The 22,262-nt window shown below is 33.4% G+C and carries 19 protein-coding genes, 1 tRNA gene and 1 rRNA gene; 10 read left to right on the forward strand and 11 right to left on the reverse strand.

Annotated features, from left to right (window positions below; translation table 11 throughout):
* Positions 1-15 precede the first annotated feature (15 nt).
* From rrf to EDB96_RS20225, 3 genes are all read left to right on the forward strand, one after another.
* Positions 16-125, forward strand: a 5S ribosomal RNA gene (gene rrf / locus EDB96_RS20210).
* Between the two features lie 376 nt (positions 126-501).
* Positions 502-1,095 carry a YdeI/OmpD-associated family protein gene (locus tag EDB96_RS20215; protein WP_134142804.1) on the forward strand — a complete coding sequence of 198 codons (594 nt, stop codon included), beginning with the start codon at positions 502-504 and terminating at the stop codon, positions 1,093-1,095.
* A gap of 608 nt (positions 1,096-1,703) precedes the next feature.
* A complete protein-coding gene (locus EDB96_RS20225) occupies positions 1,704-2,066 on the forward strand; it encodes a MerR family transcriptional regulator (RefSeq protein ID WP_057114993.1) in 363 nt (120 codons plus the stop codon).
* 330 nt (positions 2,067-2,396) lie between these two features.
* On the opposite strand, the gene EDB96_RS20230 is transcribed toward EDB96_RS20225, so the two are convergent.
* Both EDB96_RS20230 and EDB96_RS20235 read right to left on the reverse strand, forming a co-directional pair.
* Positions 2,397-2,474 (reverse strand) — tRNA-Val (locus EDB96_RS20230).
* Positions 2,475-2,652: 178 nt separating this feature from the next.
* Entirely contained in the window at positions 2,653-3,879 is a 1,227-nt protein-coding gene (locus tag EDB96_RS20235) for a bifunctional folylpolyglutamate synthase/dihydrofolate synthase (protein ID WP_134142806.1), read from the reverse strand.
* Between the two features lie 131 nt (positions 3,880-4,010).
* On the opposite strand from EDB96_RS20235, the gene EDB96_RS20240 reads away from it, so the two are divergent.
* The gene (locus EDB96_RS20240) at positions 4,011-4,703 is read left to right on the forward strand and encodes a MotA/TolQ/ExbB proton channel family protein (protein ID WP_057114972.1); all 693 of its coding nucleotides are present in this window, start codon (positions 4,011-4,013) and stop codon (positions 4,701-4,703) included.
* Positions 4,704-4,706: 3 nt separating this feature from the next.
* Positions 4,707-5,102 carry an ExbD/TolR family protein gene (locus tag EDB96_RS20245; protein ID WP_008464192.1) on the forward strand — a complete coding sequence of 132 codons (396 nt, stop codon included), beginning with the start codon at positions 4,707-4,709 and terminating at the stop codon, positions 5,100-5,102.
* A gap of 363 nt (positions 5,103-5,465) precedes the next feature.
* Here the strand turns inward: EDB96_RS20245 and EDB96_RS20250 are convergent, their stop codons facing one another.
* The 3 genes from EDB96_RS20250 to EDB96_RS20260 all read right to left on the reverse strand — a co-directional run bounded on the left by EDB96_RS20250 (position 5,466) and on the right by EDB96_RS20260 (position 9,199).
* Positions 5,466-6,368, reverse strand: coding sequence for an energy transducer TonB (locus EDB96_RS20250; protein WP_134142808.1), 903 nt, complete (start codon positions 6,366-6,368; stop codon positions 5,466-5,468).
* A gap of 887 nt (positions 6,369-7,255) precedes the next feature.
* Positions 7,256-8,482, reverse strand: a complete 1,227-nt coding sequence (locus tag EDB96_RS20255; RefSeq protein WP_134142809.1) for a Glu/Leu/Phe/Val dehydrogenase dimerization domain-containing protein — start codon at positions 8,480-8,482, stop codon at positions 7,256-7,258.
* 141 nt (positions 8,483-8,623) lie between these two features.
* Entirely contained in the window at positions 8,624-9,199 is a 576-nt protein-coding gene (locus EDB96_RS20260; protein WP_134142810.1) for a chalcone isomerase family protein, read from the reverse strand.
* Between the two features lie 486 nt (positions 9,200-9,685).
* On the opposite strand from EDB96_RS20260, the gene EDB96_RS20265 reads away from it, so the two are divergent.
* From EDB96_RS20265 to EDB96_RS20280, 4 genes are all read left to right on the forward strand, one after another.
* A complete protein-coding gene (locus EDB96_RS20265) occupies positions 9,686-10,828 on the forward strand; it encodes an acyl-CoA dehydrogenase (RefSeq protein ID WP_134142812.1) in 1,143 nt (380 codons plus the stop codon).
* A gap of 140 nt (positions 10,829-10,968) precedes the next feature.
* Entirely contained in the window at positions 10,969-11,946 is a 978-nt protein-coding gene (locus EDB96_RS20270) for a M20/M25/M40 family metallo-hydrolase (RefSeq protein WP_134142814.1), read from the forward strand.
* A 35-nt stretch (positions 11,947-11,981) separates the two neighbouring features.
* Positions 11,982-12,659 (forward strand): SDR family NAD(P)-dependent oxidoreductase, encoded by a 678-nt coding sequence (locus EDB96_RS20275; RefSeq protein ID WP_134142815.1) that lies wholly within the window; start codon positions 11,982-11,984, stop codon positions 12,657-12,659.
* Between the two features lie 76 nt (positions 12,660-12,735).
* A complete protein-coding gene (locus EDB96_RS20280; protein ID WP_134142816.1) occupies positions 12,736-13,344 on the forward strand; it encodes a SprT-like domain-containing protein in 609 nt (202 codons plus the stop codon).
* Positions 13,345-13,442: 98 nt separating this feature from the next.
* Here the strand turns inward: EDB96_RS20280 and EDB96_RS20285 are convergent, their stop codons facing one another.
* From EDB96_RS20285 to gcvP, 6 genes are all read right to left on the reverse strand, one after another.
* Positions 13,443-14,204 carry an ABC transporter ATP-binding protein gene (locus EDB96_RS20285; RefSeq protein ID WP_057114964.1) on the reverse strand — a complete coding sequence of 254 codons (762 nt, stop codon included), beginning with the start codon at positions 14,202-14,204 and terminating at the stop codon, positions 13,443-13,445.
* A complete protein-coding gene (locus EDB96_RS20290; RefSeq protein ID WP_053470782.1) occupies positions 14,204-14,950 on the reverse strand; it encodes an MlaE family ABC transporter permease in 747 nt (248 codons plus the stop codon). The genes EDB96_RS20285 and EDB96_RS20290 overlap by 1 nt, the downstream gene beginning before the upstream one ends.
* 81 nt (positions 14,951-15,031) lie before the next feature.
* On the reverse strand, positions 15,032-15,880 hold the full coding sequence (locus EDB96_RS20295; RefSeq protein WP_057114992.1) for a glycosyltransferase: 849 nt from the start codon (positions 15,878-15,880) through the stop codon (positions 15,032-15,034).
* Positions 15,881-16,005: 125 nt separating this feature from the next.
* Positions 16,006-16,530, reverse strand: coding sequence for a methyltransferase (locus EDB96_RS20300; RefSeq protein ID WP_057114963.1), 525 nt, complete (start codon positions 16,528-16,530; stop codon positions 16,006-16,008).
* Between the two features lie 165 nt (positions 16,531-16,695).
* Positions 16,696-17,754 carry a 3-oxoacyl-ACP synthase III family protein gene (locus EDB96_RS20305; protein WP_057114962.1) on the reverse strand — a complete coding sequence of 353 codons (1,059 nt, stop codon included), beginning with the start codon at positions 17,752-17,754 and terminating at the stop codon, positions 16,696-16,698.
* Between the two features lie 316 nt (positions 17,755-18,070).
* Positions 18,071-20,920, reverse strand: coding sequence for an aminomethyl-transferring glycine dehydrogenase (gcvP, locus tag EDB96_RS20310; RefSeq protein ID WP_134142855.1), 2,850 nt, complete (start codon positions 20,918-20,920; stop codon positions 18,071-18,073).
* Between the two features lie 194 nt (positions 20,921-21,114).
* Here gcvP and EDB96_RS20315 point away from each other — a divergent pair, with 194 nt between their 5' ends.
* Positions 21,115-21,921, forward strand: a complete 807-nt coding sequence (locus EDB96_RS20315) for a hypothetical protein (protein ID WP_134142817.1) — start codon at positions 21,115-21,117, stop codon at positions 21,919-21,921.
* Positions 21,922-22,262 lie beyond the last annotated feature (341 nt).

Raw genomic sequence — 22,262 nt, forward strand, 5'->3', positions numbered from 1 at the left:
CATAACTAAAAACCTTAAGGTGGTTATTGCGGCGGGGCTCACCTCTTCCCATCCCGAACAGAGTAGTTAAGCCCGCCTGCGCAGATGGTACTGCATCATTGTGGGAGAGTATGTCGCCGCCTTTTTTAAAAAAAAATCCTCATCATTATTTGATGAGGATTTTTTGTTTTATATGCATTTTATTATTCTATCTTTTATTTTCTTTTGTTATTCAATAATTTTTGCATTATCTATCTCTAACTTTGTTTTGTAGGAATTCGCTCTTAAATTGCTTAAAATTTCGATCTAGTAATGGAGTCAATTGATAATGCTTTTTAGATTTTATTGGATGTTAAACTTAAATTAGATTTTAATAAATACTAATTTTGCTCTGCAATTAATTTAAATTGTATTTAAAGCAGTCTCTAGAACGCGATAAAATTATAAACTTCATTAATGATTCCAAAAGAGGGATTATATGAATATCGATTTTAATTTTAGTAAATTAAATTTTTAGGTATTATGACTACTTACAGTGTAAATTCTAAAGTTGATTTTTATTTTGAGAAAGAAGAAAAATGGAAAGCTGAATTGGAACAATTACGTGCTATTGTTTTAGATTGTCATTTGGCAGAAGAGTTAAAATGGGGAGTTCCTTGCTATACTTTTGAAAAAGCAAATATTGTTTTAATCCATACATTCAAGGATTATTGTGCTTTACTGTTTTTTAAAGGTGCTTTGATGAAGGATCCAGATAAGATATTACTTCAACAAACAGAAAATGTTCAAGCAGCACGTCAAGTTCGTTTTACTAATCTTAAAGAAATAGAAAGTAAAAAAGAGGTGCTTAAACAATATATTTATGAAGCTGCTGAAATTGAAAAAGCTGGTTTAAAAGTAGAACTGAAAAAAGTTTCTGAATTTGAGATTGCGCAAGAGTTTCAAGTTAAACTAGATAGCGATCCTGATTTGAAAAAAGCTTTTCATGCTCTAACTCCAGGCAGACAGAGAGCTTATTTGCTCCATTTTTCGCAGCCTAAACAATCTAAAACAAGAGAGGGAAGGGTAGAGAAGAATATCCCAAATATTCTTATTGGAAAAGGTTTAAATGACTAGAGAAAATCTTAAAAAAAATAAAGAGAAACGACCTTGATTAAAAGTGCTTTTTTTTGATTGTCATATGAATTTTAATAAAAATAAAGTGCCCGCGAACTTATAATTGTTTGTGGCTTACTAAATCTTATTTAGATTTGAATGTTAATTTGTAGAATTTGGGATGCTTGACTACTTAATAATTGGGTCTAATACTAATAGCAAAGAATATTATTTTAATGAATGCTGTCAAAACTGACACAGCCATTCTCTAACAACATTTTGAAATTCTTGACGGATCACGAGGAGTAGCTGCATTTGCTGTATGGAATAGTATATATAGATTCTAGTAAGAATTTTATAGGTCATGGTTTTTTAGTGGTAGATTTTTTCTTTTGTCTCTCTGGTTTTGTGATAGACTACGCTTACGATGATCGCATGCTAAAATGGGAATTTTATAAATTTTTTGTATCCAGAATTTTTAGATTATATCCTTTTGTAATTGCAGGTTCTACTATAAAATTTTTAATTCATTTCTTATGTTTTAAAAGCAAAAAGAATTAGTATATTTGAAAGGGTAAAGTGTAGACTATACTCTATACTTTGTTGTTTTCTTTTAAAAAAATAGAACTATGCTTGTAAACGAATTATCAAAAAAAACGGGATTATCAATTCATACTATTAGATACTACGAAAATTTGGGAATGATAAAGGGATTGACTGACGAAAAGGTGACATCTAATAACTATAAACACTACGATGCTAATACTATTGAGCGTTTAGAAATTATCATAGAAGCAAGAGAAGTGGGATTTACTCTAGCAGAAATAAAAAAAATATTGAAAAGCTGGTTCGAAAGCACTGATTCAAAACCAGAAACATTAGAACTTTTTCAAGCCAAAATAAAAGAGATTGATGATAAAATGAAATATTTCAAACAGACTAAAAGTCTTCTCGAAAAAGTATGCGAGAAAATAAAAAGCAATAAAGATTGATGGTTAAAGTTTAAAATGTGTAGAAAACCCCTTAAGAGCTTAAGGAGTTTTTTTTCGGATTTGATTTTTATTGTAAAATGATGAACTACTGTAAAGAGCACCATTTGATTAATTCGGGATACAATTTATCAATCTTATTTTCTTGTTTTTCTTTCTGAGACTTTTTAATTCCGTGTTAAATTCTTTCATTTTAACGAAACCTCTTTCAATCATTACGGCTTCTACTTCATTATTAATGTCCAAAAGTAGTTTATGTCATTCTTATAAATTTCCTCAGCATACAGTATAAAAACGGCAAAAAAAAACTCCTTAATTTCTTAAGGAGTTTCTTGGTGGGCGATGAGGGGTTCGAACCCCCGACCCCCTCGGTGTAAACGAGGTGCTCTGAACCAGCTGAGCTAATCGCCCTATTTTACTAGGTTGCTATCGTTTGTGATTGCGAGTGCAAATATACGCTAGTTTTTGAGTTCTGCAAAGAAAATCGAATAAAAAATAAAACTTTTTTTAAAATAATTTATATCTCGCTGTTTATGAATTTGTTATTAAAATGATTTTTTTGAAGTTGTTTCTAGATTCAAAGTATATTTTAGTTCAAAGGCAATTCGGCAACGACAAAAGTACTTCCGCCAACATAAATAAAATCATTTTCCGAAGCATTTTTTTTGGCTTCCGCGAAAGCGATGGCGACAGAATCATATTTTTCTCCAATCAAATCGTGTTTTTTTGCTTCACTTTGTAAAGTTTCGGCTGGCAAAGCCCGTGACGAATCTGGATGGCAAAAATAATATTGCGCTTCTTTTGGGAAAAGTGGCAAAATAGAATCTAAGTCTTTATCATTTACAACACCGAAAACAATATGAAGCTTTTCAAATGCTTCATTTTTAAGCTGATTCATTACAACTTCTAATCCGTGTTTGTTATGTGCCGTGTCACATATTATTTTCGGGTTTTCTCCCAATTGTTGCCATCTTCCTTGTAAACCAGTATTTTTTACAACATGCAATAGACCTTCTTTTAATTGTTCTATTGAAATTTTAAAATCAGTTTCATTATTAAGAATTGAAATAGTCTGCTGAACCGTTTTCTTATTGTGGAATTGATAATCACCAACTAAATCAGATAAATAAATTTGATCAATCAAATCAGAAGCAAAATAAATCGGAGTATTTTTTTCCTCAGCTTTAGCTAAAAAAACAGGTTTGGTTTCTTCGGTATATTCTCCAATTACAACTGGAACATTCGGTTTAATAATTCCCGCTTTTTCACCTGCAATCGCTTCCAATGTGTTTCCTAAAAACTGCGTGTGATCTAAACCTATATTGGTAATTACCGAAACCAAAGGTGTAATGATATTTGTTGCGTCTAATCTTCCGCCAAGGCCGACTTCAATAATAGCAATATCAACTTTTTCAGCTGCAAAATAATCAAAAGCCAATCCAACCGACATTTCGAAGAAGCTCATATCATTGGCTTCAAAAAAAGATTTGTGCTTTGCAATGAATCCGCAGACAAAATCTTCGGAAATTTCTCTTCCGTTGATTTTAATCCTTTCTCTAAAGTCTTTTAAGTGTGGAGAAGTATACAATCCTACGTTGTAACATGCCTGCTGTAAAACCGAAGAAAGCATATGCGAAGTAGAGCCTTTTCCATTTGTACCCGCAACATGAATGCATTTCAAATGATCCTGAGGGTTGTCGAGATGAGCTGCTAATAACTTAATATTAGTCAAATCTTCTTTGTATGCTGAAGCACCTTGCAATTGGTACATTGGAAGTTGATTAAACATCCACTCGGTAGTCTCTTGATAGTTCATTTATTTTGGATAAAATGGTTGTTGATTGAAATAAATTTCGATTTTTGTAGTTTAATATTACAGCGAAAATTATCTTTATTGCAAATTTCAAATATTTTTTAGAATTAATTATTAAAAACCAGAATTAATATATGTTTAGTTTTATTCAATTACAAACAGATACAATCGCACAGGCTTCAAATGTAGTGATCGAAAAGATCGCACCGCAAAATGAAATTTCAATGTTTGGCTTTATTATGAAAGGAGGAGTCTTCTTGATTCCGATTGCGATTCTATTGTTTTATACTATTTATGTAATCTTTGAACGTTATATGTACATCAGCCGAGCTTCGAAAATTGACGGCAGATTAATGCAGGATGTTGGAGATAAATTGCATTCTGGAAATATTGAATTGGCACGAACAATTGTAGAAAGAAATAATACTGCTGCTGGAAATATTTTAAAAGAAGGAGTTTTGGTAATTGGACGACCAATTGCAGAAATCGAATCTAATATGGACCGCGCCGCAGATATCGAAATTGGTGAAATGGAAAGACGTCTTGGGCATCTTGGACTTATCGCTGGTATTGCGCCAACACTTGGTTTTATCGGAACAATTTCTGGGGTAATTAAAATTTTCTACAGTATTTCGGTTACAGAAAATATTAGTATCGGAAACATTTCTGGAGGTTTATATGAAAAAATGATCAGCTCTGGTTCTGGATTAATTGTGGGGATTATTGCCTATAGTGCATATCACTTATTAAACGGAAAAATTGATGATTTTGCTTTAAAAATTCAAAAGCAGATTTTAGAATTTGTCAACATAATTCAAAGAGCATAAACTATGTCTATTAAACGAAAAAGAAGATTTCACGCCGAAGTAGCGACTTCATCTTTGAGTGACATTATGTTTTTCCTGCTGTTGTTTTTCCTAATTATCTCAACACTGGCAAATCCGAATGTTATTAAGATGACATTGCCAAAAGCGAAAGCGAATGAAAAAACCAATAAACAATTAATTAGTTTGTCGGTTACAGAAGATAAAAAGTTCTACATTGACAAACAAGAGGTTGATTTTGAAAACCTGGAAACAAGTTTAATGTCTAAAATTGGAACAGATAAAGAACAAACAGTTGTCGTTCGAATTCCGTTTAATTTGCAAGTACAAGACTTAGTAGATGTTTTGCAGATAGGAGTAAAGAATAATTTGAAGTTTGTCATTGCAACAAGTCCGAAGTAGATTTACAATTAGGGCGTGACCCCAAAAAAAAAATGGGCAAATCAGCATAACGTTGATTCGCCCATTTTTTTATTGTGGTCGGGCTATCCGCGCTACTTCGGTAGCTTGCTTCTATCCCTCACGCAACACAATATAAATTTTACATAACAATATGTCATCCTGAGCGAAGTCGAAGGATATACAAGTAATTCCTCAAGGAGAATCATCAATCTTTTTCGCGCGTCTTGCGTGTCCTTCGACTTCGCTCAGGATGACAAACTAATCGTAAGTAAATAGATAGAAACTAAAAAAGGCTTTCTAAATTTTCAGAAAGCCTTTTTTTATGTTTAATTATAATTTGTGTAAATCTGTGCAATTCGTGTTTTAATCCAAACTAAAATTATAAATAATTTTCCCCACTTGTTTGGCTGCAGCATTTGCATCTGCAGACCATTTTGTATTTAATGCTGCAATTTTAGCTTGTTCTAATAAACAACTTGCTGTATTGGTTGTTCCTTTTATTCCAGCTGTAGCGCTTATAGTTTTTCCATTTTGGTCAACAGTAACTTCTACAACCACTTTTCCTTCTTCATTGCAAGTATATTTTGGTGCAGGTTTAGATAATGCTTTTCTTCCGTTTAGAGAATATCCAGATCCTCCGCCAGAACCACCGCCACTTCCAGCTCCGTAACCGCTTCCTGTTCCAATACCATTTCCGGTTCCGTTACCGCCTCCCGTTCCTCCGCCAGAACCACCACTTCCATAATAACCGTTAGAGTTTAAGCTTCCGTTGGCTTTTCCTTTATTTCCAGCTGCTTTATCATCTCCGTCACCACCTTTATTTGAACCTTTCATAATGCTTGCTAGTGCATCGTTTGTCGAATTAGAAACTTTTGGTTTTTCAGGAACAGGTTTTTGTATAGGTTTTTCAACTGGGACAGGTTTCTTAGGCTTTTCTTTTGTTGGAATTATGACGTCATTATCTGTAGTTGTATTTTCTTGCGTAATAATAGCTTCTTCTGGAGTTGATTTTGCAGGTGCTTGTTTTATATTGTTTTTAACATCCAGAACTTCACTTTTATAATTAGCACCAGAACCAAGATCACTATCACCAAAATTTACAGTAACGCCACCGCCACCTCCGCCGCCATCTGCAAGTGCTACATTATTTTCTGGATTATAAGGAGGCCAAAAACGTATGAATAAAAGCAATAGAATTAGTACAGCATATATTGCTGTGGTGAGTAGTAATGATTTCTTTTGATCTGAAGAAATAGTGGAACTCATTTTGATTCTGAATTTGAAATGTATTATTTTAAAAACGTTTAAAAGTACTAAAAATTGTTTAGAATGTGCGAGAGAATTTGACCGCAAAGTTCGCAAAGATTTGTGAAAAGAAACGCAAAGTTTCATTTGTCTCAAATTTGAGCAAATCTCCGATTAAGTTCGAAAAGCTAGATTTACACAAAGCTTTGCGAACTTAATATTTAGATATTGCTTGCGCTGTGAATTAAACTATCTTAGCGTGCTTTGCGTTAAAAAAAAGGCTTGTAATTATAACGCAAAGTTCGCAAAGATTTGCGCAAAGAAACGCAAAGTTTCATTTTTCAAATTTGAGCAAATCTCCGATTAAGTTCGCGAAGCTAGATGTACACAAAGCTTCACGAACTTAATATTTAGATATTGCTTGCGCTGTGAATTAAACTATCTTAGCGTGCTTTGCGTTAAAAAAAGCCTTGTAATTATAACGCAAAGTTCGCAAAGGTTTACGCAAAGAAACGCAAAGTTTAATTTATCTCAAATTTGAGCAAATCTCCGATTAAGTTCGCAAAGCTAGATGTACACAAGCTTTACGAACTTAATATTTAGATATTGCTTGCGCTGTGAATTAAACTATCTTAGCGTGCTTTGCGTTAAAAAAAGGTTTGTAATTATAACGCAAGGCTCGCAAAGATTTACGCAAAAAAACGCAAAGTTTAATTTATCTCAAATTTGAGCAAATCTCCGATTAAGTTCGCAAAGCTAGATTTACACTAAGCTTTGCGAACTTAATATTTAGATATTGCTTGCGCTGTGAATTAAACTATTTTAGCGTGCTTTGCGTTAAAAAATCTACGAGAAACAAAAAAAGGACCAAATTTAAATTTGATCCTTTTAATATTATAATAGAAAAACTACACTAATTGTTTCAATGCAATTTCAAAAGCAGTTGCACTAATATTTGTTTTTGACGAATTCAAAGCGTGAGCTTTTACAATCGCATTTTTTATAATTTCAGAAGTATCGTTAAAAATAGCTTCGTCTGTCATTTGAACTTTTTTCTCCATGAAATAAGCAAAAACTCTCGCCATTCCGCAGTTTGAAATAAAATCCGGGATCAAACTTACTTTATGATCTACTTCTTCCATAATAGAACCAAAGAAAATTTCTTTATCAGCAAAAGGAACATTTGCACCGCAAGAAATAACTTCTAATCCATTTGCAATTAAGCTGTCAATTTGAGTTTGAGTTACCAATCTTGAAGCGGCACAAGGAGTGAAGATTTCAGCACCAATAGTCCAGATTTTAGAATTAATCTCTTCAAACGGAATCATATTATCGGCAACTAATTTATTTCCGTCTTTATTTAAAAACAAAGATCTGATTTCTTCAAAAGAAAAACCTTCTTCTTTAATCAATCCGCCGTCGCGGTCAATAATTCCGATAACTTTTGCTCCCATTTCAGCTAAATAAAAAGCTGCTGCAGAACCTACATTTCCAAAACCTTGAACGATTGCTTTTTTACCTTTTATGTCTCCGCCATAAGTCGCGTAAAAATGACGAACCGCTTCTGCAACACCAAAACCAGTAATCATATCTGCTACTGTATATTTTCGTGTAACGTCTGGTGAGAATTTTGGGTTTTCAATAACTTTAATTACACCTTGACGTAATTGACCAATTCTGTTGATTTTATCAGCTTCAGTTGGTTTAAAATGTCCGTTGAAAACACCTTCCTGCGGATGCCAAACACCACATTCTTCTGTCATCGGAATAACTTCGTGAATCTCGTCAACATTTAAATCTCCTCCAGTTCCGTAGTAACTTTTTAATAAAGGAGAAACCGCTTTGTACCAACGCTGCAAAACACCTTTTTTACGCGGATCGTTCGGGTCAAAATTTATTCCAGATTTAGCACCGCCAATTGCAGGGCCGGAAACAGAGAATTTAACTTCCATAGTTTTAGCCAGTGACAAAACTTCGTTCATGTCTAAACCTTTTCTCATTCTTGTTCCTCCACCCGCAGCTCCTCCACGAAGTGAATTAATAACAGTCCACCCTTCGGCTTCTGTTTCTGAATCTTTCCAATTGAAAACAATTTCAGGTGCCTTGTTTTCAAATTGTTGTAATAAATCTTTCATTTTGTTGTGATATGTTTATTTTGCGTAAATGTATAAAATAGAATAATGCGAATAATGTATTTGGATCCAAATTTATAAAACAAAAAAATAAAGCCGAAAACAAATTGCTTTCGGCTTTAATATTATATTCTATTTTGGAAATTACATTCCTAATAAATTCTTTTTCAAAGTTTCATCAACTGGTTTATCAGAAAGCCAGATTCCAAATAATGCTTTTTTGAAATCAAATCCCTGGATTTTTCCCTTTAAAACTTCATTTTTATAAACATTTAAAGTTTGATCAAGCGGATTGTAAGCTAATATAAATACATCTTTTTCTGTAATAGCATCGCTTAAAAATGACTTGAAAGTTTCAATTCGAGGACGAAGTTGGTCAAGATTTGCACCAGCAGATTTTTCAAAACCTGCATTCATGGCTTTTGTTAATTTATTAGAAGAAACCATAGAAGATGTAATTTCAATTCTGATAGCCATTTCTGTGTCGCTGTCAATAATAAATTGAGGATCTTGACTTAGTTGAGATAAATACAGTGCTTGCACGTAAACTTCTAACCACATTTTTGATCTTCCGCCTGCTCCATTAAGTTGTAATGTTTTGCCCTGATATTCTATTTTTCTAGGAACTGTTACACCATTAACATCGATTTGGGTTTGTGCCGAAACGGTCGAAAATTGTAAGCTTAAAAGGAGAGTAAATAATAGTAAAATCTTTTTCATGTTCTGTCAATTTTTTATTTTTTGGGTAAAAATAATGCTAATTTGTCAATTTTTGATGTATGAAGAGAATGTTTTTTTCGAGAAAAGATTTCGTTTGAAATTTGTATAGTATTAAAAATCAAATTAGTAAGAGATATTTTACGTAGTTTTACGTATTTTAAGGATTGTTTAATCTTTCTTTCGGGAAGATTTGTCGATTTTTCCGTTGTTTTTTCGATTTAAATGGTAGAATTTGAATTTTAAATTTTAGAAAATTTGCTGCAATATTAATGCTCATTTGAAAGAAAACCTAAATTATTACGAAAACGTTATCGTTATCTTTGTAGATCTATTAATTTTATATGCGTGCATTGTAAAATTGACTTTTAAAAAGTATCTTTGGAAGCCTTGAATTAAAAATTCAGGCTCCGAAAAACAAAAACAAAACTAACATCATCAACTAAAATGCATTATTTTTTGGTTGAAAAACATTTAAAGTAAACTACTATGGATTTTAATCTTACCGAAGAACATTTAATGATTCAGCAGGCAGCAAGAGATTTTGCTCAAAATGAATTACTGCCAGGAGTTATTGAACGCGACGAAAAACAAATTTTTCCAACAGAGCAAGTAAAGAAAATGGGAGAATTAGGTTTTATGGGAATGATGGTTGATCCTAAATATGGCGGAAGCGGCTTGGATGCTATTTCATACGTTATTGCAATGGAAGAAATTTCTAAAGTTGATGCATCTGCTTCAGTAGTGATGTCAGTAAACAATTCTTTGGTTTGCTGGGGATTGCAGGAATTTGGTACAGAAGAACAAAAACAAAAATATTTGCCAGGTTTGGCATCTGGAGAAATTCACGGGGCTTTTTGTTTGAGTGAGCCAGAAGCAGGAAGTGATGCCACTTCTCAAAAAACAACGGCAATTGATATGGGGGACCATTATTTGGTAAACGGAACTAAAAACTGGATTACAAACGGAAACACAGCATCGGTTTATTTAGTAATTGCACAAACACATCCTGAATTAAAGCATAAAGGAATTAATGCTTTGATTATGACTAAAGATATGCCAGGTTTCTCAGTTGGTCCTAAAGAACAAAAAATGGGAATACGTGGTTCTGATACACATTCGCTAATGTTTTCTGATGTAAAAGTTCCAAAAGAAAATAGAATTGGAGAAGATGGTTTCGGATTTAAATTTGCAATGAAGACTCTCGCGGGAGGTAGAATTGGTATCGCTTCTCAAGCATTAGGAATTGCATCTGGAGCTTATGAATTAGCATTAAAATATTCTAAAGAACGTAAAGCATTTGGAACAGAAATTTGCAATCACCAAGCAATTGCTTTTAAATTGGCAGATATGGCAGTTAATATCGAAGCAGCACGTCATTTATGTATGAAAGCGGCTTGGGATAAAGACCAAAATAAAAATTACGATGTAAGTGGTGCAATGGCAAAATTATTTGCTTCACAAGTTGCAATGGATACAGCCGTAGAAGCAGTTCAAATTCATGGTGGAAACGGATACGTAAAAGAGTATCATGTTGAGCGTATGATGCGTGATGCAAAAATTACCCAGATTTACGAAGGAACTTCAGAAATTCAAAAAATTGTAATTTCAAGAGCAGTTATTGCTGGATAGATTTTCGATAAATATATTTAAATACCCTTTCTGCTTTTAGTTTGAAAGGGTTTTTTTATGATTATTCTTTTAGTTTTCATAAGTTTATGCTTTCAAGTAAATCTCATTCTTTTTCAATACTAATTCAACACCAAAATATTATGAAAAAACTATACTTTCTACTTCCTTTTATTTTTTTAGCTTGTAAAACGAGTACTATAACAACGGTTGAAAAAGGATCTCAGTCAAATTCAAAACCAATTGCGGTTAACTATAAAGTCAGCGAAACTGAAATTTCAGATTTCTTAAAATATCTTTCTTCAGATGAATTGGAGGGACGTGAAACAGGAACTAAAGGAATTGAAAAAGCAGCCGTGTTTTTAGAAGATTTTTTAAAGAAAAATAATGTCAAGCCCTATTTTAAAACCTATCGTGATACGTTGACTAATTTTAAAAGCCCAGCCTTTAATATTGTTGGAGTTATTGAAGGAACAGATCCAGAATTAAAAAAAGAATATGTTGTTTTAAGTGCTCATTACGATCATATTGGTATAGAGAAAAAAGAACAGGCAGATAAAATAAATAATGGAGCTAATGATGATGCTTCGGGTGTGACTTCTGTTGCAGCGATGGCGAAATATTTTAGCGAAACCAAATCTAATAAAAGAAGTATTTTAGTCGTGTTTTTTGCTGGAGAAGAAAAAGGTCTGCTGGGTTCAAAAAGTTTAGTTGAAAAATTAAAAAAACAGAATTTTAATCTTTACACGCAATTAAATATAGAAATGATCGGTGTGCCGATGAAAAGAGATTATCTAGCTTATATTACAGGTTTTGATAAATCGAATATGGCAGATAAAATAAATGAATACACAGGAAAAAAGACAATCGGATTTTTGCCAAAAGAAGCAGAATATCAATTGTTTTATAGATCTGATAATTATTCTTTTTTTCAGGCTTTTGGAAAACCATGCCAATCTATAAGTACCTTCGATTTTGAAAATTTCGATTTTTATCATCATGTTTCAGATGAATTTAAGTTAATGGATATTCCACATATTACTGCATTTACTCAGGAATTATTGCCGGCAGTTACCAAAATAGCAGTTACTCCAACGCAAGAAATAACCATGAATAAATAAGAGGTCATTTTACTGCATTTGATTATTTTTGCTTCATGAAAAATATTATTGTTACCGGAACGAGTAGAGGAATTGGTTATGAACTAGCGTTGCAGTTTGCAAATGCAGGAAATCAGGTTTTGGCCATTTCAAGAAAAATACCAAAAACACTTTTGGAACACCAAAATGTAACTTGTTTGTCGATTGATTTAGCCGATGAAAAAGCTTTAGCAGAAGTAGATCAATTTCTTTCTTCGACTTGGAAAAAAGTAGATGCAGTTGTTCATAATGCAGGAGCTTTACTTTTAAAACCTTTTGCAGAGACTACACAAGCCGATTTTGAAAGCATTTACAAAGTGAATGTTTTCGCAGTTGCTAATCTTACTAGAATATGTCTGCCTTATTTGCAAAAGGGAAGTCACGTTGTCACGATAAGTTCAATTGGCGGCGTGCGCGGAAGCCTTAAATTTGCAGGATTGGCTGCTTACAGTTCAAGTAAAGGAGCTGTAATTACTTTAACAGAATTATTAGCAGAAGAATATAAAGAGCAAGGTATTTCGTTTAATGTACTGGCTCTAGGTTCTGTTCAAACTGAGATGTTAAACGAAGCTTTCCCTGGTTATCAGGCTCCAATTTCTGCTGAAGGAATGGCGACATACATTTATGATTTTACTCTTAACGGAAATAAATACTTTAACGGAAAAGTGCTTGAAGTTTCATCAACAAATCCGTAAATTAAATTCCAAAATAAAAAAAACAAATTCCAATTTTAAAACGTCTAACATCTAACAAATAACATTTAATTTTAAATTGAGCGACACTCTAGCTAAATATATTCCCGAACATGCGGTAAAACCCGTTTTTGATTTGATAGTTGCCAATCAGGTGCACTTGAAAATTGTAAACGAACGTCAGACTCGTCATGGTGATTATAGGAGAGGACCGAGCGGGAAACATGAAATTACAGTTAATGCGAGTTTAAATAAATATAGGTTTTTAATTACGCTGATTCATGAAATTGCACATTTGGTTGCTTTTGAAAAATTTGGGCGAAATATAAAACCTCACGGAAATGAATGGAAATATACGTTTCAGCGCTTAATGGTTCCGTTTATAAGACCAGAAATATTTCCAGGTCACATTTTGCCTTTACTGGCAAGACATTTTAAAAACCCTTCTGCAAGTAGCGATACAGACACCACTTTATCCTTAGCTTTAAAACAGTATGATAAAGAAAATGATAAAAATTACGTTTTCGAAATTCCTTACGGAAGTATTTTTAGAATCAAAAACGGTAAAGTTTTTAAAAAAATAGCTGTTAGAACAAAACGTTTTGAGTGTTTAGAAATCAGTTCTGGGAAAACTTACCTTTTTAATCCAAATGCAGAAGTTGAGTTGATTACTTTAAAATCTCAATAAAAAAAACAAATCCCAATCATAGGGAAGAAATTCCAATAAAAAAATTCCAAATTCCAATACTGATCTACAGTTGGAATTTGGAATTTTAAATAAAGGTTTTAACCCTTCAAATAAGCTTCTCTTACTTTTTTGAATAAGTTTGAAGAATAAACAAACTTCACAATATCTTTATTATCAGTTCTAAAGATTTCCTCTTTTGTTCCCTGCCAGGCTTTTAATCCTTTTTTTAAAAAAACAATATTCTCTCCAATTTCCATTACAGAGTTCATATCGTGAGTATTAATTACGGTTGTAATATTGTATTCTCTCGTAATTTCCTGAATCAAATTATCAATCAAAGTTGATGTATTTGGATCAAGACCTGAGTTTGGCTCATCGCAAAACAAATATTTTGGATTATTTACAATCGCGCGGGCAATAGCCACACGTTTCTGCATACCACCTGAAATTTCAGAAGGCAATTTTTTATGTGCTTCAACTAAGTTTACTCTTTCTAAAACAAAATCAACACGTTCTTTGATTTGTGCCTTAGAGTTATTTGTGAACATTCGCAATGGGAAAGCTACGTTTTCTGCAACTGTCATCGAATCAAACAAAGCACTTCCTTGAAAAACCATTCCAATTTCTGTTCTTAGCGCTCTTTTTTCATCTGGATCCAAGTCAGAATAAACTCTTCCATCGAATTCAATTGTTCCAGAATCTGGTGTATGAATTCCTAGTAGCGTTTTAAGTAAAACCGTTTTTCCAGATCCACTTTGTCCAATAATCAAGTTGGTTTTTCCAGTTTCAAAAACGGTCGAAACGCCTTTTAAAACTTTACTATCACCAAATGATTTTTCTATGTTTTTTACTTCTATCATTATCCTAATAATAATTGAGTTAATATATAATTAAAAAGAATGATACAAACTGATGTCCATACAAACGATACCGTACTTGCTTTACCAACTTCTAATGCGCCACCTTTCATATAATAACCATGAAAAGACGGAATAGTTGCCAATAACATTGCGAAAATTAAAGTTTTAATGAAAGCATAAGTAATATGGAAAGGAATAAATTCCATTTGCGCACCTTGAATGAAATCCTGACTAGTCGAGAATCCTCCGTATGCACAAGCAAGCCATCCTCCAAAAATTCCTAAAAACATACTAATCCCGATTACAAAAGGGTACATTAATAAAGCTACGATTTTAGGGAAAACAAGATAGTTTAATGAATTAACACCCATAACTTCTAAAGCATCAATCTGCTCTGTAACACGCATTGTTCCGATACTTGAAGTAATGTAAGATCCCATTTTTCCAGCCATAATAACCGAAATAAAAGTAGGAGCAAACTCCAAAATTACAGATTGACGTGTAGCAAAACCAATTAAATATTTTGGAATTAATGGATTAGTTAAATTAAGAGCAGTTTGAATGGCTACAACTCCACCAATAAAGAAAGAAATAAAGCAGACAATTCCAAGAGAGTCAATAATTAAATCATCGATTTCTTTGAAAATCAAATTTTTCATAACAGGCCATTTGGTCTGTTTATTGAAAATTTCTTTAAGCATTAAAAAATATCTTCCTATTTGGGATAAATAACGAATTAGCATCATAAGTTTTACAAATATTGGCTAAGGTAAAAAGAAGTTATGAGTTTTGGGTTATGAGTTCAAGTTTTTCGGTCGTTTTAGGGATCAAATTAACTTTTCTTTCATTTTTTGCAAACGATAATTTCTAATAAATTTAGCTTGTTCAGGGTTAACGAGTAAGGGAGTTTTTGCTTTTTTTGCTTTCAAAAAACCTTTAATATAATCTAAAAATAGGAATGGCTTTTTCTTCATCATCGCTAATTTTGCCGATGCAATTGCGGTAATCCAAAAACCATATCCTAAAGTATAAAAAGCTTCGCCTTGTTTATAACGAGCTGTTTTATTGTAATTTGCACCAGTTGGTTTCAAATGTTTTACGTGTAAAGACTGGTCTGTAACAATTTTCCAATTGTAAAATTTGCACAATAATTCATCTACAGTATCCCAGCCCATTGCAGGTTTTAACCCGCCAATTTGCTGAAAAGTTTCTTTTCTGTAGGCTTTCAGCGCGCCGCGAATGTGATCTTTATCGGTAAGGTTTTCTAAAACCCATTCGCCGTTTTTATCGATATAACAAAATCCGCCAACCATTCCGATTTTAGGATCAGACTCGAAATGTTTAATGATAGTTTCGAAATAATTTGGTGGAAAAATTAAATCGCCATCTATTTTTACAATAATATCATAATCCGAATCCAAAGTTTCAAAACCTTTTTGAAAAGCCTGAATGACTTTGCTTCCCGGAAGATGAATCGCATCTGAAGTTTTATTCACAACAGAAATAAACGGATTCTCCTTTGCAAAACTCAATACAACTTCTTCTGTTTTATCCGTAGAATTGTCGTTTACCACAACAACTTTTGACGGTAAAACAGTCTGCGAAACCAAAGATTGTAAAGTCAAGCCAATTAAATCTTGTTCATTATGTGCGGGAATGACGATGTAATACTTCATTTTAAATTCCAATTTTTTTAAATTCCAAATTCCAATTGATGAGAATAATCCCAACTTTCTAAAATTCCAAATTCCAATTTTAACCATGTCGGTAAAATTGGAATTTGGAATTTAATATTGGAATTTTATTTTATTTTTTCAGCAGCAACAATATAATATCTTGGAGTGAAATATCTTAACAGGGGTCTGAATCCAAATTTTTTCACAGGGTGTGTAAATTGCAGACGATCTGTGATTTTCCATCCTGTTTTTTCTAAAAGCCAGTCTAACTGCCAGTCTTCAAACTCATGATAATGTCTGTCCCACATATCTGTTTTAGAGCGATAAGCTGGTGAAAACCATAAACGTAACGGAATTGAAATTAAAAGTTTATCACATTTTACGTTTTGTAAAATTGTATATGGATTTAGCAGATGTTCGAAAATTTCAAATGCTGTAAAAACAGTATATTCTTCTGTTTGTAAAGCCGTTTGATCGTTGTCTAAATCTTCTCCTTTTGTATTTTTTACCGTATATCCATTTTCTTCCATTATTTTAGAAAACGGATTTGGTACGCCAAAATCAAAAATGGTTTCTGATGTGTTAACGTGCTTTTGTAAAAATTCTAAAGTAAGTTTGAATCTTTTATTCGGAAACGTTTTTTCGTACATAGTAATGCGAGGAACGAAACAATCTCTCGTTCTTGATTTTAATTAGGTCGCAAATATACTAAAAAGTCCGCATTTTAAGATGCGGACTTTTTTAAGTTTTCAGTTTTGAGTCGCAGCTTACAGTTTGTCGGACTAATTATTGTGACTGATTACTGTGACTAAATACTAGTATCTATAAACAAATGCATTAACATTCATTCCAGCTCCAACAGAAGCAAAAATAACAACGTCTCCTTTGTTTATTTCGTGATTTTCTATTTTTCCCTGCAGAATCAAATCATATAAAGTTGGAACAGTTGCAACACTGCTGTTTCCTAAATCGTGAATGCTCATTGGCATTATATCTTTAGGAGATGTTTTGTCGTATAATTTGTAAAAACGTTCGATAATAGCTTCGTCCATTTTTTCGTTTGCCTGATGAATCAAGATTTTTTTAACATCGTCAATTCCAATACCGCTTTTGTCTAAACAGCTTTTCATAGCCAATGGAACCTGACTTAATGCAAATTCGTAAATTTTACGACCATACATTTTAATGTATTTGATATCTGGATCTAAGTCTGGATTATACGATTTTCCGAAATAAAGATAATTCGCTTCATCGTTGGCAAAAGTGGCGCTTTCATAAGATAATAAACCAGCTTCATCAGTAGAAGCTTCTAAGATTGAAGCACCAGCACCATCAGAGTAAATCATCGAATCACGATCATGATCGTCTACAACTCTAGATAAAGTTTCGGCTCCAATTACTAAAACTCTTTTTGCCATACCAGATTTGATAAAAGCATTTGCCTGTAGAACACCTTCAATCCAGCCCGGACATCCAAAAAGAATATCATAAGCAACGCATTTAGGATTTTTAATACCTAATTTATTTTTAACACGAGTTGCTAAACTTGGTAAAATATCCGTTTGATGTGTTCCAGTTTTAACATCACCAAAATTATGGGCAAAAATAATATAGTCTAGAGTTTCAGCATCAATTCCTGCACTTGCAATTGCTTTTTCTGCAGCAAAAAAGGCTAAATCAGACGCATTATATTGTGGTTCGGCGTAACGGCGATTTTCAATTCCAGTAATACCTTTAAACTTTTTTATAACAACTTCGTTAGGGTAACCAAATGGAGTTCCATCTTCATTTAAAAAAATATGTTTATCAAAATCTGTATTCTTTACTTCTAAATTAGGAATGTAACTCCCAATACCAATAATTTTTATTTTCATTTCTTTCCTTAAATTATCCGATAAATTTCATGCTAAAGTATAAATAAAAATATGATAACTATCATAAAAAATACTATGCATGCATATAATTATGAATAAATGATTTTTTACAAGATATATTGTTTATTTTTTAATGATTTTTTAATTTTTCCGAGATTTCAAACGATTGAAGGAAAAGTGAGGAAAAAGTTTTTTTGTTTCAAGTTTCAAGTTGCAGTGTAACGTTAAACCTGAAACTTGAAGCAAAATTAAAAAACAAAACCCGATAGTTTTTAAAACGTATCGGGTTTGAATATATTATAGTGAAACTAATTTCTTAGCTCTCCATATAAGCTTCAATAGGAGCACAGCTGCAAATTAAATTTCGGTCACCGTAAGCATCATCTACACGACGAACAGATGGCCAGAATTTATTTTCAGCGATGTAATCCAATGGGTAAGCTGCTTTTTCTCTAGTATAAGGGAAATCCCAAGAATCAGTAGTTAACATTGCTAATGTATGAGGTGCATTTTTCAATACATTATTTTTATCATCAGCAGTTGCAGTTTCAATCTCTTTTCTGATTGAGATAAGAGCATCACAAAAACGATCTAGCTCTGCTAAATCTTCAGATTCAGTAGGTTCAATCATTAAAGTTCCAGCAACTGGGAAAGAAACCGTAGGAGCGTGGAAACCGTAATCCATCAAACGTTTTGCGATATCACCAACTTCAATTCCGTTTTCTTTAAATGCACGACAATCTAAAATCATTTCGTGAGCAGCTCTTCCGCATTCTCCTGTGTAAAGAATTGGGTAGTGACCTTCAAAACGAGATTTCATATAGTTAGCATTCAAAATCGCATGCTCTGTAGCGCTTTTTAATCCTTCAGCACCCATCATTGTGATGTAACCGTAAGAGATTAAACATACTAAAGCAGATCCGTAAGGTGCAGATGAAATTGCTGTAATAGCTTGTTCACCACCTACTTTTAAGATTGGGTTTGTTGGTAAAAATGGAACCAGTTTTTCGTTCACACAAATTGGTCCAACACCAGGTCCGCCGCCACCGTGAGGAATAGCGAATGTTTTGTGTAAATTTAAGTGACAAACGTCAGCGCCAATTGTAGCAGGGTTTGTTAATCCAACTTGCGCGTTCATGTTGGCACCGTCCATATATACTAATCCGCCGTTTTCGTGGATTAATTTTGTGATTTCAATAATTGAAGATTCGAAAACTCCGTGAGTAGAAGGGTACGTTACCATCAAACAAGATAAATCATCTTTATGTTCAATTGCTTTTTCTCTTAAATCTTCAACATCAATGTTTCCTTCAGGAGTAGTTTTAGTAACAATGATTTTCATTCCGGCCATCGCTGCAGAAGCAGGGTTTGTTCCGTGAGCAGATGAAGGAATTAAACATACATTACGGTGACCTTCGTTTCTTGATAAGTGGTAAGCACGAATCGCCATTAAACCAGCATATTCTCCTTGAGCTCCAGAGTTAGGCTGTAAAGTTGTTCCAGCAAAACCTGTAATTACATTTAATTGTTGCTCTAATTTTTTAAGCATCGTGATATAACCTTCAGCTTGCTCAACTGGTGCAAACGGGTGAATGCTATTCCAGTTTGGCATTGAAAGAGGTAACATTTCTGAAGCTGCGTTTAACTTCATCGTACAAGAACCTAATGAAATCATCGAATGATTCAATGATAAATCTTTACGCTCTAATTTTTTGATGTAACGCATCAACTGACTTTCTGAATGATGATTGTTGAAAACATCATGCGTCAAGAAAGAAGATGTTCTTTCTAATGAAGCAGGTAATTGACTTGCAGTCGCTAATTCAGAAACAGTAAAAGTTTCTTTTCCTAAAGCTTCAGCAAAAATGGCAATAATTTGGTTGATGTCAGCAATTGAAGTCGTTTCGTTTAATGAAATCGAAATTGTATCGGCATCAACATAAAAGAAGTTTACTTCGTTTTTCTCCGCAGCAGCTTTTACTTTTTGAGCGTCAGCTTTTACCAAAATAGTATCAAAGAAAGCTGTGTTGGTTTGGAAAACGCCTAATTTATTTAAAGCTTCAGCAGTAGTAACTGCAGATGCGTGAACTTTGTTTGCAATATATTTCAAACCTTGTGGTCCGTGATAAACCGCGTACATTCCAGCCATAACGGCTAATAAAACCTGAGCAGTACAAATGTTAGAAGTAGCTTTTTCACGTTTAATGTGCTGCTCACGAGTTCCTAGCGCCATACGTAAAGCACGGTTCCCGTTTACATCAATAGAAACTCCGATAATACGACCCGGCATTGATCTTTTGTACTCATCTTTAGTTGCAAAAAAAGCAGCGTGAGGACCTCCGTAACCCATTGGTACACCAAAACGTTGTGAAGTTCCAACAACTACTGCAGCTCCCATTTCTCCAGGAGAAGTTAAAGCCGCTAGTGACAAAATATCAGCAGCAAAAGCTACTTTAATTTCGTTTTCTTTTGCTTTAGCAACAAAAGCACTGTAATCATTTACCTGGCCATATTTACCTGGATACTGTAAAATTGCTCCGAAAAACTCATTTGAAAAATCAAATGTTTCGTGATTTCCAACCACTAATTCAATTCCAATTGGAGTTGAACGCGTTTGTAAAACCGATAAAGTTTGAGGTAAAATTTCTTCAGAAACGAAGAATTTATGTGTATTGTTTTTCTTTTGATCTCTTGTACGAACATCAAATAATAAAGCCATAGCTTCTGCCGCCGCCGTTCCTTCATCTAATAAAGAAGCATTTGCGATTTCCATTCCAGATAATTCGATAACCGTAGTTTGGAAATTCAAAATAGCTTCCAAACGACCTTGAGCAATTTCTGCTTGATAAGGCGTGTAAGCCGTATACCATCCCGGATTTTCAAAAATATTTCTTTGAATTGGAGCCGGAACGATAGTAGGGTGATAACCCAATCCAATGTATGATTTGAATGTTCTATTTTTCTTTCCTAAGTCGCGAATATGATTGGCATATTCGAATTCTGTCATTGCAGGATCTAAATTCAAAGGCGCTTTTAAACGAATATCGTCCGGAAGGGTTTCATAAACAAGTTGTTCAATCGAATCAACTCCAATAGTTTTCAGCATGTGCTGAAGATCAGTTTCTCTTGGACCAATGTGTCTTAAAGCAAAAGCATCTGTTTTCATGTAGCTATCTAATGTTTTTAATTTATGTGTTCGTGCACCATTTGCTGTACGAATCACATTTAAAAGTAAATGTGTTGTTTTTTTGTGGCGCAAAATTAAGTATTATTAATAATTTAATGGGTATTTTTAACTTCAATTTTTATCAAATTTCCAACTAAAGAGTTGATTTGTTACCAATTGATTAGATTTGAGGCATGAAACTTTTAAAACAAATTTTCGATTTTTATTTAAACAGCAGTATTCACGTGGCTTTATCGTGTTATGCTTTGGTTCGAATTACTTTTTATTTCTTTCATCTTCAATATGATGAGCCAATGGCTTTGTTCGTTTTTTTTGGAACAATTGTAGGATATAATTTTGTAAAATACGATGCCTTAGTTCGGGTAAAGAAAAAACCAATCGGAAATCAGCTAAAAATTATTGCTGTTTTAAGTTTTATTTCGCTGCTTTTAGTCGGCTATTATTTTTTCCATTTAAAACGAATTACACAAATCGTTTCTGTTGGAATTTTTGCCATAACCGCACTTTATACTCTGCCATTTTTTCCGAATAAAAAAAATGCGCGAAACTGGGCAGGCGTAAAAATTTATATTGTTTCGCTTTGCTGGGTTGGAGCAACTTTGGTTTTGCCCTACATAAATGCCGAAGTTCCTTTTACAGCCAATTTTTTTATAAAATGCCTGCAGCGTTTTGTCTTAGTTTTTGTGCTGATTTTAGTTTTTGAAATATTAGATTTAGCCAACGACGATCCGCATTTGCAAACCGTTCCGCAGACAATAGGCGTAAAACGAACAAAGATTTTAGGATTTTCGCTCCTAGTTCCGTTTTGGGTTTTAGGAATTTTGACTTTTACCCTTCACGATCTCATCATCAACCTCGTTATGGTTGTGACCTTAATGTTGTTTATTCTGTTTGCCAATACAAACCGCTCCAAATATTACACTTCTTTTTGGGTCGAAAGTGTTCCGATTTTTTGGTGGCTGATGATTGCGTTTTTATAAAAAGACGAATAAAAATTTCGTAAATAATTTGGGCGTGCCCCTCCGGGTCGGGCTATCCGCTCCAAGTCCTCGCACTTCCTTCGTCAGGCTGTGGGCTATCCGCTTCTATCCCTCACGCAAACTGTAAAACAAGAAAATTCATTTTCAACACAAAAATATTGAATCAGTTTAATTCTTGAATTGCCTCCAGCTTTAGCTGGAGGTGAAAAATTAGTCTCCAACCTGGCTTTAGCCAAACTTTATCATTTGGCTAAAGCCAAAAATATTCTCTCTCATATTTCATCCTCCAGCTAAAGCTGGAGGCAATTGAAATTAATATTTTAAAATCTGCTTAAATCTGC

The organism is Flavobacterium sp. S87F.05.LMB.W.Kidney.N, assembly GCF_004366435.1.
In the GTDB taxonomy this organism is placed as follows: Bacteria; Bacteroidota; Bacteroidia; order Flavobacteriales; family Flavobacteriaceae; genus Flavobacterium.

Bases quoted from the DNA above. Each gene is read 5' to 3' on its own strand.
- EDB96_RS20225 (WP_057114993.1), top strand. From the start codon at position 1,704: ATGCTTGTAAACGAATTATCAAAAAAAACGGGATTATCAATTCATACT.
- EDB96_RS20265 (WP_134142812.1), top strand. From the start codon at position 9,686: ATGGATTTTAATCTTACCGAAGAACATTTAATGATTCAGCAGGCAGCA.
- EDB96_RS20315 (WP_134142817.1), top strand. From the start codon at position 21,115: ATGAAACTTTTAAAACAAATTTTCGATTTTTATTTAAACAGCAGTATT.
- EDB96_RS20240 (WP_057114972.1), top strand. From the start codon at position 4,011: ATGTTTAGTTTTATTCAATTACAAACAGATACAATCGCACAGGCTTCA.
- EDB96_RS20245 (WP_008464192.1), top strand. From the start codon at position 4,707: ATGTCTATTAAACGAAAAAGAAGATTTCACGCCGAAGTAGCGACTTCA.
- EDB96_RS20300 (WP_057114963.1), bottom strand. From the start codon at position 16,530: ATGTACGAAAAAACGTTTCCGAATAAAAGATTCAAACTTACTTTAGAA.
- EDB96_RS20260 (WP_134142810.1), bottom strand. From the start codon at position 9,199: ATGAAAAAGATTTTACTATTATTTACTCTCCTTTTAAGCTTACAATTT.
- EDB96_RS20290 (WP_053470782.1), bottom strand. From the start codon at position 14,950: ATGATGCTAATTCGTTATTTATCCCAAATAGGAAGATATTTTTTAATG.
- EDB96_RS20235 (WP_134142806.1), bottom strand. From the start codon at position 3,879: ATGAACTATCAAGAGACTACCGAGTGGATGTTTAATCAACTTCCAATG.
- EDB96_RS20250 (WP_134142808.1), bottom strand. From the start codon at position 6,368: ATGAGTTCCACTATTTCTTCAGATCAAAAGAAATCATTACTACTCACC.
- EDB96_RS20305 (WP_057114962.1), bottom strand. From the start codon at position 17,754: ATGAAAATAAAAATTATTGGTATTGGGAGTTACATTCCTAATTTAGAA.
- gcvP (WP_134142855.1), bottom strand. From the start codon at position 20,920: ATGAAAACAGATGCTTTTGCTTTAAGACACATTGGTCCAAGAGAAACT.
- EDB96_RS20295 (WP_057114992.1), bottom strand. From the start codon at position 15,880: ATGAAGTATTACATCGTCATTCCCGCACATAATGAACAAGATTTAATT.
- EDB96_RS20215 (WP_134142804.1), top strand. From the start codon at position 502: ATGACTACTTACAGTGTAAATTCTAAAGTTGATTTTTATTTTGAGAAA.
- EDB96_RS20270 (WP_134142814.1), top strand. From the start codon at position 10,969: ATGAAAAAACTATACTTTCTACTTCCTTTTATTTTTTTAGCTTGTAAA.
- EDB96_RS20255 (WP_134142809.1), bottom strand. From the start codon at position 8,482: ATGAAAGATTTATTACAACAATTTGAAAACAAGGCACCTGAAATTGTT.
- EDB96_RS20275 (WP_134142815.1), top strand. From the start codon at position 11,982: ATGAAAAATATTATTGTTACCGGAACGAGTAGAGGAATTGGTTATGAA.
- EDB96_RS20285 (WP_057114964.1), bottom strand. From the start codon at position 14,204: ATGATAGAAGTAAAAAACATAGAAAAATCATTTGGTGATAGTAAAGTT.